This is a genomic window from Salipiger mucosus DSM 16094 (assembly GCF_000442255.1).
GTDB lineage: Bacteria > Pseudomonadota > Alphaproteobacteria > Rhodobacterales > Rhodobacteraceae > Salipiger > Salipiger mucosus.
In genome coordinates this window covers 695,167-708,661 of record NZ_KE557273.1, presented here as the reverse complement: position 1 = coordinate 708,661, position 13,495 = coordinate 695,167, and the positions used below count along the sequence as shown (strand labels likewise).

Genomic DNA, 13,495 nt, shown 5'->3' with positions numbered 1-13,495 from the left:
GTCCTTGCCGCATCCGCGGGCCGCAACCGGCGCCGGGGATCGGGCCAGCCCCAACAGGAGACGAGTCCCGCATGAAACGTGCTCTCATTACCGGTATCACAGGCCAGGACGGGTCCTACCTCGCCGAATTCCTGCTCGCGCAGGGCTACGAGGTTCACGGCATCAAGCGCCGCGCCTCGCAGTTCAACACGCAGCGGATCGACCACCTCTACGAGGACCCGCACGACCACGACCCACGCTTTCACCTGCACTACGGCGACCTCAGCGACAGCTCGAACCTGACGCGCATCCTGTCCGAGGTGCGGCCCGACGAGGTCTACAACCTCGCGGCGCAGAGCCACGTCGGCGTCAGCTTCGAGTCGCCGGAATACACCGCCGACATCGACGCGCTCGGCACGCTGCGCCTGCTCGAGGCGATCCGCTTTCTCGGGCTGCAGGAGACGACGCGCTTCTACCAGGCCTCGACCTCCGAGCTTTACGGGCTGGTGCAGGAGATCCCGCAGCGCGAGACCACGCCCTTCCACCCACGCTCGCCCTACGCGGTGGCCAAGCTCTATGCCTACTGGATCACGGTGAACTACCGCGAGGCCTACGGCATGTTCGCCTGCAACGGGATCCTCTTCAATCACGAGAGCCCGCGCCGGGGCGAAACCTTCGTCACCCGCAAGATCACCCGCGGCCTCGCCAATATCGCCATGGGGCTCGAGGACTGCCTTTACATGGGCAACCTCGACGCGCGGCGCGACTGGGGACACGCGCGCGACTACGTCCGCATGCAGTGGCTGATGCTGCAGCAGGACGCGCCCGAGGATTACGTCATCGCCACCGGGCAGCAGCACTCCGTGCGCGACTTCGTGCAATGGTCTGCCGCGGCACTGGGGCTGACGCTGGCCTTCGAGGGCTCGGGCGTGGACGAGGTCGCGCGGGTCGAGCGGGTCGCGGGGCCCGTCGGCCCCGGCGGTCAAGCCGGGCGACGTGATCCTGCGGATCGATCCGGCCTATTTCCGGCCGGCCGAGGTCGAGACGCTGCTGGGCGACGCCACGCGGGCACGCGAGCGGCTTGGCTGGACGCCCGAGACCGACGCACGCCAGATGTGCGCCGAGATGGTCGCCGCCGACCTCGCCACCGCGCGCCAGTACGCGACGCTGCGCGACAACGGCCACGCGATCCCCGTGGCCTTCGGACGATAGCGCGGATGAGACAGACGGGAGGGATGCCGGCATGACCAGGTATTACGTGGCAGGGCACCGCGGCATGGTGGGCGGCGCCATCGTCCGCGCGCTCGAGGCCCGGCGCGGCACCGGCGAACGGGTCGACATCGTGACCCGCACCCGGCGCGAGCTCGACCTGACCGACCAGCGCGCCGTGCAGGCCTTCTTCGACGCCGAACAGCCCGAGGTGGTGATCCTCGCCGCCGCCAAGGTCGGCGGCATCCACGCCAACAACACCTACCCGGCCGAGTTCATCTACGAGAACCTGATGATCGAGGCCAACGTCATCCACGCGGCCCACCGGACCGGCGTGCAGCGCCTGCTGCAATGCGGCTCGTCCTGCATCTACCCGCGCAATGCGCCGCAGCCGATCCGCGAGGCGGCGCTGCTCACCGGCACGCTGGAAGCGACCAACGAGCCCTATGCCATCGCCAAGATCGCGGCGATCAAGCTGTGCGAGAGCTACAACCGCCAGTATGGCCGCGACTACCGCTCGGTCATGCCCTGCAACCTCTACGGACCGGGCGACAACTTCGATCCGAAGAACGCCCACGTGATCCCCGCGCTGATGCGCCGCTTTCACGAGGCGGTGCAGTCGGGGGCGAGCGATGTCACGATCTGGGGCACCGGCACGCCCCGGCGGGAGTTCCTGCATGTCGACGACATGGCCGTCGCTGCGCTGTTCCTGCTGGACCTGCCGCTCGCGATCTACCAGTCGAACACGCGGCCGATGCTGTCGCACATCAACATCGGCAGCGGTGGCGACGTCTCGATCCGCGAGCTGGCCGGGATGATCGCCCGCGCGACCGGGTTCCGGGGCCGCATCCTGACCGATCCCGACAAGCCCGACGGCACGCCGCGCAAGCTGATGGACAACTCGCTGCTCAAGGCCATGGGCTGGCGTCCGCGGATCGAGCTGGAAGACGGGCTCGCCGCCACTTACAAGTGGTTCCTCGAGCACCGCTCGGAGATCCGGGCCTGAGCCGCGCCCCGGCAAGGCCGGTCAGATCGCGACGACGATCTGCGAGACCAGCTCGGCGGTGTTGTTGACGCCGAACTTCTTCATCAGCCGCGCCCTGTGCGTCTCGACCGTGCGGGTCGAGATGCCCAGCCGCTCGCCGATCATCCGCGAGGTCAGCCCCTGCCCGATCAGCGGCGCGATCTCGCGCTCGCGCGGGGTCAGGCGGACCGAGCGATACTGCCGCTCCTCGACGCGGTCGAAGGCCCAGATCATCAGCGCGAAGGGGTCCTCGGGCGACAGCGTCGTGCCCCGCGCACGGGCCCAGAAGACCTCGGAATCGCTGGTCTGCATGAAGCGCTCGTCCTCCCAGAAGGTCGCTCCCGTGGCGCGCATCTGGCTCTCGCAGGCCTCGCCCAGCCGCTTGAAGTCGGTGATCGAGGGGTAGAGCCGCTGCACCGAGCGCCCGACCAGCTCGTCGCGGCGGTAGCCGAACAGCCGTTCGAGCGCGGTGTTCACCTCGACGATGCGACGGTGGCGCACCACCAGGTGCGCGACGGGCGATTCCCGGAAGGCCAGCAGACCGGCCTTGGCCGCGGTTGAGGTGTCGATCATCGCGTGCTCCCTACGCAGGACCCTACGTAGTCATACGTAGATAAATACGTATATCTACGCATATCTCCGTCGTCACGGTCATGCCACCTTTTCCGCCAAGTGAGGGAGGACGACATGACCGGCAAGATTTCCATCGTGGGCAGCGGCCACACGAAGTTCGGACGACTCGAGGCCAATCTCGAGGAGATGATCGTCGAGGTCGTGCGCGAGGCCGTCGGGGACAGCGGCGTCGACCCGGCCGAGATCGACGCGGTGTTCCTGGGACATTTCAACTCCGGCATGGTGAGCGACGGCTTCGCCTCGTCGCTGATCCACCAGGCCTACCCCGAGCTGCGCTTCACCCCGGCCGCGCGCGCCGAGAACGCCTGCGCCTCGGGCTCGGCCGCGATCCACGCGGGCATGAACGCGATCGACGCCGGCAAGGCGCGCGCCGTGCTGGTGGTGGGCGCCGAGAAGATGACCCATCGCTCGACCGCCGACGTGACCACCGCGCTGGCCGGCGCCGGTTACCAGAACGACGCCGAGGAACAGGCGCTGAGCTTTCCGCAGGTCTTCGGCGTCGCGGCCAGGGATTACACCGAGCGCCACGGCAGCCCGCTCGACGCGATGGCGCGGATCTCGGTCAAGAACCACGCCAACGCGATGAAGAACCCGCTGGCCCACATGCAGAAGGAATTCACCTTCGAGGAGACCAGCCGGGTCACCAACAAGAACCCCGAGATCGCGCCGCCGCTGCGCCTCACGGACTGCTCGCTGGTCACCGACGGCGCCGCGGCCGTGGTGCTGGTCCCCGCGGCGGACGCCGCGCGCTTCGAGCGCAGCACGCGCATCCGTGCCGCCGTGCACGTCAGCGACCTGCTGCCCATGAAGAGCCGCGATTTCCTTGCCTTCGAGGGCCCCGAGCGCGCCTTCCGCATGGCCTTCGATGAGGCCGGGCTGACGCTGGGCGACGTGGATTTCGCCGAGGTGCACGACTGCTTCACCATCGCCGAGCTGCTGACCTACGAGGCCATGGGCCTCGCGCCGAAGGGTGAGGGGCACCGCGCGCTGGAAGAGGGCACCGTCTACCGCGAGGGCCGGCTGCCGGTGAACCTCTCGGGCGGGCTCAAGGCCAAGGGGCACCCGGTGGGCGCCACCGGCGTGTCGATGCACGCCCTCGCCCATCGCCAGCTCACGGGCCGCGCGGGCGAGATGCAGAAGGAGGGCGCCGGGGTCGGCCTCGTCTTCAACATGGGCGGCTCCGCCGTCGCCAACTACGTCTCGATCCTCGAAACGCAGAAGGCCTGATCCCATGAACCTCGCGAGCTGGCTTCACCAGACGGGACTGGTGCGCCCCGACGCGCCCGCGATCCGCGCGGGCGAGCACCTGCACGCGACCTATGGCGACTTCGCCCGCCGCGCCTGTGCGCTGGGGCGCCACCTGCAGTCGGCCCACGGCATCGGGCGCGGCGACCGCGTGGCGCTCTTTGCCAAGAACTGCGCCGAGTATCTCGAGGTGGTCTACGGCGTCCTCTGGATCGGCGCGACCATCGTGCCGATCAACAACAAGCTGCACCCGCGCGAGGCGGCCTGGATCATCGAGAACGCCGAGGCCAAACTCGCGATCACCGAAACCGGCGAGATCTGCGACCGCGAGGACGAGGCCGGCGCCGCCTGCCCCGAGGTCGGCATCCGCTCGGCCCCCCTCGCCAGCGCGATCGCCGGGGCGGCGCTCGCCGACTACGGCCCGCCGGTCGCGGTCGAAGACGACGACATCGCCTGGCTCTTCTACACCTCGGGCACCGCGGGGCGGCCCAAGGGCGTGATGACCACGCACCGCAACCTGCGCATGATGGCGACGAGCTATGCGCTGGACGTCGACACCGTCTCGGCCGAGGACCACTCGCTCTACGCCGCGCCGATGTCGCATGGCGCGGGACTCTACAATTTCCAGTTCGTGCGCGCCGGCGGCTGCCACGTGATCCCCGACTCCAAGGGCTTCGATCCGGCCGAGATCCAGCACCTGGCCGAGCGGCTGGGCAACCTGGTGTTCTTCGCCGCGCCGACGATGATCACCCGCCTGATGCGCCACGCCGAGACCACCGGCTACGACGGCACCGGCATCCGCACGATCAGCTACGGCGGCGGCCCGATGTACCTGGCCGACATCACCCGCGCGCTCGAGGTCTTCGGGCCGAAGTTCGTGCAGATCTACGGCCAGGGCGAGAGCCCGATGACCATCACCGCCATGCCGCGCGACCTGGTCGCGGACCGCACGCACCCCAGGGCGGACGCGCGCCGCGCCTCGGTCGGGATCGCGCAGTCCTGCGTCGAGGTCCGGGTCGTGGACGACGCCATGCAGGACATGCCCGAGGGCGAGACCGGCGAGGTCGTCGTGCGCGGCGACACGGTCATGAAGGGCTACTGGAACAACGACAAGGCGACCGCCGAGACGGTGATCGACGGTTGGCTCCGGACCGGCGACCTTGGCCGGCTGGACGGCGACGGGTTCCTGACCCTCACCGACCGCTCCAAGGACGTCATCATCTCGGGCGGGACCAACATCTACCCGCGCGAGGTCGAGGAGGCGCTGCTGACCCATGACGGCGTCTTCGAGGTCTCGGTCATCGGCTGCCCCCCACCCCGAGTGGGGCGAGGAGGTCGTGGCCTTCGTCGTACAGGCCGAGGACGGCGCCTGCGACGAGGCCGCGCTGGAGAGCTGGTGCCGGTCGCAGATCGCCTCGTTCAAGAAGCCGAAGCGATACGTCTTCGTGCCCGAGCTGCCCAAGAACAGCTACGGCAAGGTTCTAAAGACCAGCCTGCGCGAACGCGCCGCCCTCTCGGAGGAGGAGGTGTGAACGTCCCCGCGCGGGCAAACGCTGAAAAGGGAGGATACCATGCAGCGTAGACAATTCCTGAAATCCGGCGCGGCCGTCGCCGGTGGCGCCTTCGTGATGGGCGCGCCGAGCATCGTCTCGGCGGCAACCTCGCTGAAGTTCGACAGCTACGTGTCGGACAGCGCGGGTCCCTCGTGGACCGACCGCTGGTATCTCGACGAGCTCGAGAAGCGCACCAACGGCGAGGTCGAGATCCGCCGCTACTGGTCCGGCTCGCTGAACAAGGTCGGCGAGCACCTCGCGGCGGCGCGCGACGGCACATCCGAGATCACGCTGATCTCGCCCGGCTACTACCAGGCCGAGCTGCCGGTGACGCGCGGGCTCGAGTGGTACTTCCGCATGAACCGCGCCGACGCGCTGCAGCGGGTCTGCCGGGAGATCTACCAGACCTACGAGCCCCTGCGCGCCGAATGGGAGCAGCGCCATCGTTCCAAGGTGCTCTACTGGACCAACTGGAACTACGCGCCGCTGATCCTGCGCGAGCCGATCGAGTCGCTCGAGGACCTCAAGGGCAAGCGCATCCGCGGCTACGGCGTGGCGACCGACGTGATCGAGGCGCTTGGCGGCACCGCGATCCCGATGGCGGCCCCCGAGGTCTACCCGGCGCTCGAGCGCGGCATCCTCGACGGTGTCTACGGCTTCGATTTCGTGACCGCCGTGGCCTACAAGCTGCACGAGATCGCGCCGAACTTCTACGACATCGGCGACGGCCCGCACGCGCCCTCGGCGACGATCATGAACAAGGCGGTCTACGACGGCTTGCCCGACGACGTGCGCAAGGTCTCGGACGAGATTGTGGACGAGATCTACGGCGGCAAGTTCGGCGAGATCTACGGCGACGTGCTGTCGCGCTACGTCGACACGGCGCAGTCCGAGGGCGTCAATCTGGGCACGGTGTCGGATGCCGAGAAGGAACGCGCCCGCGGGCTCGTCCAGCCCGCGCAGGTCGACAAGTGGGTCGAGACCGTCGCGCCGCAGGCCGGCATCGATGGCGAGGAGATGCAGTCGATGATCTCGGATGCCATCGCCAAGTACGACCCCGAGGGCACCCTGCCCCGTCCCTACGAGATCGCGCAGGCGTCGTAAGGCGCGCGCGGCAGGCAACCGCTTCGGAATGGATGACCGATGAACAAGACCAAGAAAGCACTCAAGCTGGTATCAGACGTCTTCGGGGTGGTTGCCGCCCTCTTCCTCGCCTTCCTGATGTTCGGCATCACCGCCGACGTCGTCGCGCGGGCGCTGACCGGCGACCCGATCTCGGGCGTCTTCGAGATGTCCGAGCTCAGCCTCGTGATGATCGTCTTCCTCGGCGCGATGTGGGGCCAGCAGGACCGGGCCCACATCCGCGTCAACATCCTGTCGACCCGGCTGTCGGGCCTGCCGCACCGGATCGCCATGGGCTTTGCCTGGGGCTGCGGGGCGCTGGCGCTCCTGATGCTCGCATGGCCGGCGACGCAGGAGGCGATCTACTCGATCTCGATCTGGGAATTCCGCTGGGGCTACATCCAGGTCCCGATCTGGTGGACCAAGGCCGGCCTCGCGCTGGGGCTCTGGTTCGCGGCCATGCAGATGGCGGTGCATGCCATCGCGGCCCTCGTCGAGGACGAGCCGGAAACGACCACGACCGGGCCGGCAACCGAGGCCTGACCGCGGCCTCCGCCGCCCCGCTTCTGAGAGGTTACCCGAATGGACCCGTCTCTCGCACCGTATATCGCGGTTGCGCTGATCTTCTTCTTCATGGCCACCGGCGTGCCCGTCTTCGCGGCGCTGGCGCTCTCCGGTGCGGCCGGCATCATCATGGTCGAGGACTTCGCCTTCCTGCTCACGCGGCTGAAGTCCCTGCCCTATTCGACCACCGCGGTCTATACGCTGGTCATCATCCCGCTCTTCATCCTGATGGGCGCCTTCGCGCACCACGCCGAGGTCGGCAAGAAGCTCTTCCACGTCGCCTCGAAATGGGTCGGCCACCTGCCCGGCGGCCTGGCGATGTCCTCGATCCTGACCAGCGCGGGCTTCGCCGCGACCTCGGGCTCGTCGGTGGCCACCGCCGCCACCGTGGGCAGCGTCGCGCTGCCCGAGATGAAGAAGGCGGGCTACGACCCCTCGCTCTCGGCCGGCGCCGTGGCGGCGGGCGGCGTGCTGGGCGTGCTGATCCCGCCGAGCGTGCTGCTGATCTTCTACGCCGCCCTGACCGAGACATCGGCAGGCAAGATGCTGATCGCGGGCATCGTGCCGGGGCTGCTGACCACGCTGGTCTTCATGGGCGGCATCTACGTGATCGCCCGGCGGGGCGCTTCGCGCGAGGCGGTGACGCGTCGCGCGGGCTGGGGCGAGGCGGTCGTCGGCACCGGACAGGCCTGGCAGGTGCTGGTGCTCTTCATCGTGGTGATGGGCGGGATCTACCTCGGCCTCATGACACCGACCGAGGCGGGCGCACTCGGGGCCTTTGCCGCCTTCCTGATGCTGCTGGCGCACCGCGCCTCGTGGCGCGCGGGGCTCATGGGCAAGCTCATCGAGAGCTTCCGCTCGACCATCGACACCACGGTCATGATCCTCTTCACCATCATCGGCGCGGGCGTCTTCTCGTATTTCCTGACGCTGGTGCAGGTGCCCAACCAGCTCGCGCAGGCGGTCGTGGACTCCGGGCTTCCGCCCTACCTCGTCATCGCCTGCCTGCTGCTGGTCTTCGTGCCGCTGGGCATGTTCCTCGACGCCTTCTCGATGATGGTGATCGCGATCCCGATCATGTTCCCCACGGTGCGCTCGCTGGGCTTCGACCCGATCTGGTTCGGCATCCTGACGGTGAAGATGTGCGAGATCGGCCTCATCACGCCGCCCGTGGGCCTGAACTGCTACGTGATCGCCGGGATCGACCGCGACACGCCGCTGCCGACGGTCTTCCGGGGCGCGCTGTGGTTCGTGGCGATGGAATTCGTGACCATCACGCTGCTGTTCGTCTTCCCGGTCCTGATCACCTGGCTGCCAGACATGATGGACCTGGGCTGAGCCCGGCCTACCGGCGCAGCAACCGCATGACAAAGAGGAGAGGTCTCATGCTGACATTCGCGGAAGGCACGGCCTTCGTCACCGGCGGCGGCTCGGGCATCGGTCAGGCAACCGCCATCATGCTGGCCGCGGCCGGGGTGCCGGTCGCAGTGGCCGACATCGACGGCGACGGCGTCACGCAGACCGTCACCCGGATCGAGGCCGAGGGCGGCGCGGCGCTCGGCCTCGCGCTCGACGTGACCGACCGCGCGGCCGTCGACGCGGCCTTCGACAAGGTCGAGGCCTGGAAGGGCGCCGTCACGATCCTCGTCAACAGCGCGGGCATCCTGCGGGTGGAGCCCTTCGAGGACTTCACCACCGAGGATTTCGAGACGGTCATGAGCGTCAACGTCACCGGCAGCTTCCACTGCGCGCAGCGCGCGGCCGCCGGCATGAAGGCGAAGGGCTACGGCCGGATCGTCAACCTGTCCTCGGTCTCGGGCTACCGCGCCGGCGTGGGACGGACCGCCTACGGCACCTCCAAGGCGGCGATCGCGCACCTGACGCGCCAGATCGCGCTGGAGCTGGGCCGCAGCGGCATCACCGCCAACGCCATCGCGCCCGGCACAACGATGACGAAGATGACAGCCGCCGCCTATACGGAGGAGAACAAGGCGAACTTCCTCAAGATGATCCCCTCGGGCTTCATCGCCGAGCCCGAGGACATCGCGCCCTCGATCATCTTCCTCGCCTCGGAACAGGCCCGCTACGTCAACGGGCACACGATGCCGGTGGACGGCGGCTACCTCGCCTCGGGCATGACCCAGACGGCCGGGATCGAAGTCTGACGGCGCTAACCGGGCTCAGGCCCCGGTCAGCTGCCCGTGGTGCGGCAGGACATAGGGCATGTCCGCCCGCTCGGGCGGCCGCGAGACCTTCAGCGTGCAGCCATAGGCGCGCGAGAGCGTGTCGTCGGTCAGCACCTCCTGCGGCGTGCCGAAGGCCAGCGGCCGCCCCCCGGACAGCACTAGCACGCGGTCGGCGAAAAGCGCCGTCAGGTTCAGGTCGTGCATGACCGTCACCACGCCGCCGCCCGCGCGAGCGAAGTCGCGCGCGATCTCCATGACCTGCAGCTGGTGCGCGATGTCGAGGCTCGCCACCGGCTCATCGAGCAGCAGCCAGCGCGGCACGCCCGCCTCGACCGGGGACCAGACCTGCGCCAGCACGCGGGCCAGCATCACGCGCTGCGCCTCGCCGCCCGAGAGGTCCTGGAAGATGCGCTCGGCGTAATGCGCCATGCCCACGCGGGCCAACGCCTGCATCGGCACGTTCGCGCGGCCCCCCGCGGTGCCGGCCTGCTGGCCCAGCCGGACGACCTCGAGCACCTCGAAGGGAAAGGCCAGGCGCGTCGCCTGCGGCAGCACCGCGCGCTGCGCCGCCAGTTCCCAGGGCTTCTGCCCCGCCACGTCGCGCCCGTTCAGGATCACGCGCCCCGCGTGGGGCAGCGTGCCGGTGATCGCCCCCAGCAGCGTCGACTTGCCGGATCCGTTGGGCCCGACGATGGCCGTCACCTCGCCTGCACGCGCGCGCAGGTTCACGCCGCCCAGCGCCTCGTGGCGCCCGTAGCGGACGCCGATGTCTTCGGTCTCGAGTCTCACAGGTCCACCAGTCCCCTGCGGCGCAGCAGGATCCACAGGAAGACCGGCGCCCCCAGCACGGCGGTCACGATGCCGATGGGCAGTTCCGCCGGCGCGATGATCACCCGCGCGATGACGTCTGCGAGGATCAGCAGGCTCGCGCCCAGCAGCGCGGCGTTGGGCAGCAGCATCCGGTGATCGGGCCCCGAGGCCAGCCGCAGCAGGTGCGGCACCACGATGCCGATGAAACCGATCCCGCCCGAGACCGCGACGGCGGCGCCCGTCGCCCCGGCCACGGCAAGGATCGCCACCAGCTTGGTGCGCTGCACGTCGATGCCGATATGCGCGGCGGTCGCCTCGCCCAGCGCGAGCCCGTTGAGCCCGCGTCCCAGCACCAGCGCCGCCCCGACCGAGAGCACGACCAGCGGCGCCGCGGCCAGCACCTTGGCCCAGCTCGCGCCGGCCAGAGAGCCCAGCCCCCAGAAGGTCAGGTCCCGCAGCTGCTGGTCGTCGGCCATGTAGACGAGGATGCCCGAGAGCGCCCCGGCCAGCGCGCCGAGCGCAATGCCCGCGAGCAGCATGGTCGCGACCGAGGTGCGCCCGCCGCGCGTCGAGACACGGTAGAGCAGCAGCGTCGAGCCCCAGCCGCCGAAGAAGGCCGCGAGCGGCACGAGGTGATTGCCCGCGATGTCGGTCACCCAGACCGGCAGCAGCGTGCCCAGCACGATGGCCAGGATCGCTCCCAGCCCCGCGCCCGCGCCGACGCCCACGATGCCGGGATCGGCCAGCGGGTTTCGGAAGAGACCCTGCATCGCCGCGCCCGAGACCGCCAGCGCGCCACCGACCATGACGCCCATGGCGAGGCGCGGCAGGCGGATGTCGAAGAGCACCACGCGCTCCATCATCGTCAGCGGCTCACCCGCGAGCCACTTGCCCAGAAGCGCCGTGAGCGTGACCTCAGCCGCGCCGATCTGCAGGCTCACCGCGCAGCAGAGCGCCAGCACTCCGGCCAGCGCCCAGTGCAGCGCCCGCGCCCGCGCGTGGCGGTCGCGCGGACGCGAAGAGATCTCGGTCAGGGCCGCCATCGCTCAGGCGTCCCCGCCGTAGAGTGCCTGCGACAGCTGCTCGACCGCCTCGGCCGTGCGCGGGCCGAAGCCCAGCAGCAGCAGCCCGTCCATGCGCACAACCGAGCGGCTCTGCGCGGCGGGCGTCACCCGGATCGGCGGCATGGCGAAGAGCTCATCGTCGGGCAGCCCGTGGTCGCCGCCCCGATCCATCATCAGGATCACGTCGGGCGCCGCGAGACCCACCGCCTCGTCGCTCATCTGCTTGTAGCCCTCGAAGTCACCGATCGCGTTCACCCCGCCGGCCATGCGGATCATTGCGTCGGCCGCCGTGCCGGTGCCGCTGGCGGTGATGCGCCCGCCCTGCGTGGACAGCACGAAGAGCACGCGGCGCGGCGCCTCGGCGCGGGCCTCGGCCCGGGCGATGGCGCTTTCGAGATCTTCGCCCACCTCGGCCGCGAGGGCCTCGGCCTGCTCCGGGACACCCAGCGCCTCGCCCACGATGTCGATCTTCTCGAGGATGCCCTCGGGCGACATGGCCGCGGGCACCTCGATGAAGGGCACGTCGGCGGCGCGGATCACCTCGAGCGCCTCGGGCGGGCCCGCGCCATCCTCGGAGATGATGAGCGAAGGATCGACCGAAAGCACGCCCTCGGGCGAGAGTGCCCGCATGTAGCCCACGTCGGGCAAGTCAGCGAGTTCCGGCGGATAGGTCGAGGTCGTGTCGCGCGCCTTGATCCTGTGCGCCTGACCCAGCGCGGCGACGATCTCGGTCACCGAGCCGCCGATCGACAGCACGTCAGCCTCGGCCCCGTCCGCAGGCTCGGCCTGCCGGGCGCTGACCGCCACCGCCGCCAGGATCGCAAGCGCCGCGATCATGCCGCCCATGAAGGTGGCGAAGCCATCGCCACCCCTGCGCATTCTGCCCTGCCTCATGCCGCGGCCTCCTCGGCCGAGGCGAGCCCTTCGACGATGCGGCCCCAGGCGGGACGCGAATCGCGGCCTTCCTTGCCCACGCCGAAGACCTGGAAGATGATCCCGCCCTCGGCGTCGAAGGCCTCGACCGAGATCGCCGGGCCGCGCTGGGTGGGTTTCTCGACCGCCCAGACCTCGGCCACCTTGTCGAGCCGCAGGTGCAGGTTGAAGCCCGGGTCCATGACGTTCTGCCACGGGCCGACCTCGCGCAGGCGCTGCAGCGGGCCGGTGTGGATCTGGATGCAGCCCCGGTTGCCGACGAAGACCATGACCTCGATGCCCTCGGCCTGCACGGTCTGCAGCATGGTGTTCGCCGCGCCTGGCGCGAGACGGCGCACGAAGGGCGCGCCGGCGATGCGGTAGGCGCCGAGGCGGTTCATCTTGAGCTTGGAGCACAGGCGCAGGAACTGATGCGTGTCGGTCAGACGGGCCCATTCCTTGCGCAGGACATCCACCTTGTCCGGCGCCGATTTCGGTCCTTCGGTCGGCACGCGGGGCTCCACGACCAGCCGGTCCGACTGCTCGGACTCGGCCAGGCCCTCGACCACGCCGGCCCAGGCGGCATGGTCCGATCCGGGGCGCAGGTGGATCTTGTGCACCGCGTCACCCCCCGCATCGAAGACCTGCAGCGACCGGCGCGGACCCTGCTCGCCGTCGGTCTCGACGGCATAGGCATGGACCCAGTGCGAGGGGAACATCCGCAGGTCGATCTCCTCGGCCAGCACCATCGAGGCGTGCTGCCCGGAGTGGTAGTTCTCGTAGCGGCCGACCTTCTCGTGCACGCAGGCCGGCACGCGGGTCAGCGCCATGACCTCGCCGAGCTGCCCCGCGGCCGGCATCAGCCGGTCGGGATGAGCCGCGATCCGGGTCGCGCCCTGCCCGACGCGCGCGGCGACAAGCTGCGCCTCGGAGATGCCGAGACTGTCCGCCAGGTCGCGGGCACGGGTTGTGGGATTTTCCGCGATCGCCGCGCGGACTCGGTCTGGGGCAAGCTCGATCGTCTCGGTCATGGACCACCTTCTCGTTGATGAGGCGTCGCTGCGTCCGGGACCGGGCGTGGCTGGCAAATTACTTGACTGTTTTAGTCTGGATCGCGTAACGGTGCAACCCGGATGGGTGGCCACACCCCCAAAATCCCAAGAATACGCCACGCCAGCCTTCGCGAGCACCGGC

The 13,495-nt window shown here is 69.5% G+C and carries 11 protein-coding genes and 2 pseudogenes; 8 read left to right on the top strand and 5 right to left on the bottom strand.

What is annotated here, in order from left to right; translation table 11 throughout:
- The first annotated feature begins 71 nt into the window (after window positions 1-71).
- Both gmd and SALMUC_RS03545 read left to right on the top strand, forming a co-directional pair.
- Window positions 72-1,191: pseudogene (gmd, locus tag SALMUC_RS03550) on the top strand (GDP-mannose 4,6-dehydratase).
- 31 nt (window positions 1,192-1,222) lie between these two features.
- Window positions 1,223-2,194 (top strand): GDP-L-fucose synthase family protein, encoded by a 972-nt coding sequence (locus tag SALMUC_RS03545; protein ID WP_020039652.1) that lies wholly within the window; start codon window positions 1,223-1,225, stop codon window positions 2,192-2,194.
- 21 nt (window positions 2,195-2,215) lie between these two features.
- Here the strand turns inward: SALMUC_RS03545 and SALMUC_RS03540 are convergent, their stop codons facing one another.
- Window positions 2,216-2,785 (bottom strand): PAS and helix-turn-helix domain-containing protein, encoded by a 570-nt coding sequence (locus tag SALMUC_RS03540; RefSeq protein WP_020039651.1) that lies wholly within the window; start codon window positions 2,783-2,785, stop codon window positions 2,216-2,218.
- A 114-nt stretch (window positions 2,786-2,899) separates the two neighbouring features.
- On the opposite strand from SALMUC_RS03540, the gene SALMUC_RS03535 reads away from it, so the two are divergent.
- From SALMUC_RS03535 to SALMUC_RS03510, 6 genes and pseudogenes are all read left to right on the top strand, one after another.
- Window positions 2,900-4,072, top strand: a complete 1,173-nt coding sequence (locus SALMUC_RS03535; protein WP_020039650.1) for a thiolase domain-containing protein — start codon at window positions 2,900-2,902, stop codon at window positions 4,070-4,072.
- Between the two features lie 4 nt (window positions 4,073-4,076).
- Window positions 4,077-5,622: pseudogene (locus tag SALMUC_RS03530) on the top strand (class I adenylate-forming enzyme family protein).
- Window positions 5,623-5,661: 39 nt separating this feature from the next.
- The gene (gene dctP / locus SALMUC_RS03525) at window positions 5,662-6,747 is read left to right on the top strand and encodes a TRAP transporter substrate-binding protein DctP (RefSeq protein ID WP_020039649.1); all 1,086 of its coding nucleotides are present in this window, start codon (window positions 5,662-5,664) and stop codon (window positions 6,745-6,747) included.
- A gap of 39 nt (window positions 6,748-6,786) precedes the next feature.
- Window positions 6,787-7,308, top strand: coding sequence for a TRAP transporter small permease (locus tag SALMUC_RS03520; RefSeq protein WP_020039648.1), 522 nt, complete (start codon window positions 6,787-6,789; stop codon window positions 7,306-7,308).
- A 39-nt stretch (window positions 7,309-7,347) separates the two neighbouring features.
- Entirely contained in the window at window positions 7,348-8,667 is a 1,320-nt protein-coding gene (locus tag SALMUC_RS03515) for a TRAP transporter large permease (protein ID WP_020039647.1), read from the top strand.
- A gap of 47 nt (window positions 8,668-8,714) precedes the next feature.
- Window positions 8,715-9,494, top strand: coding sequence for an SDR family NAD(P)-dependent oxidoreductase (locus SALMUC_RS03510; protein WP_020039646.1), 780 nt, complete (start codon window positions 8,715-8,717; stop codon window positions 9,492-9,494).
- A 15-nt stretch (window positions 9,495-9,509) separates the two neighbouring features.
- On the opposite strand, the gene SALMUC_RS03505 is transcribed toward SALMUC_RS03510, so the two are convergent.
- The 4 genes from SALMUC_RS03505 to SALMUC_RS03490 are packed head-to-tail and all read right to left on the bottom strand — an operon-like array spanning window position 9,510 to window position 13,332.
- The gene (locus SALMUC_RS03505; protein WP_020039645.1) at window positions 9,510-10,304 is read right to left on the bottom strand and encodes a heme ABC transporter ATP-binding protein; all 795 of its coding nucleotides are present in this window, start codon (window positions 10,302-10,304) and stop codon (window positions 9,510-9,512) included.
- Window positions 10,301-11,368, bottom strand: a complete 1,068-nt coding sequence (locus tag SALMUC_RS03500; RefSeq protein WP_020039644.1) for a FecCD family ABC transporter permease — start codon at window positions 11,366-11,368, stop codon at window positions 10,301-10,303. The genes SALMUC_RS03505 and SALMUC_RS03500 overlap by 4 nt, the downstream gene beginning before the upstream one ends.
- Window positions 11,369-11,371: 3 nt before the next feature.
- Window positions 11,372-12,268, bottom strand: a complete 897-nt coding sequence (locus SALMUC_RS03495) for a heme/hemin ABC transporter substrate-binding protein (RefSeq protein WP_020039643.1) — start codon at window positions 12,266-12,268, stop codon at window positions 11,372-11,374.
- An 11-nt stretch (window positions 12,269-12,279) separates the two neighbouring features.
- Window positions 12,280-13,332 (bottom strand): hemin-degrading factor, encoded by a 1,053-nt coding sequence (locus SALMUC_RS03490; RefSeq protein ID WP_020039642.1) that lies wholly within the window; start codon window positions 13,330-13,332, stop codon window positions 12,280-12,282.
- Between the last annotated feature and the right edge of the window lie 163 nt (window positions 13,333-13,495).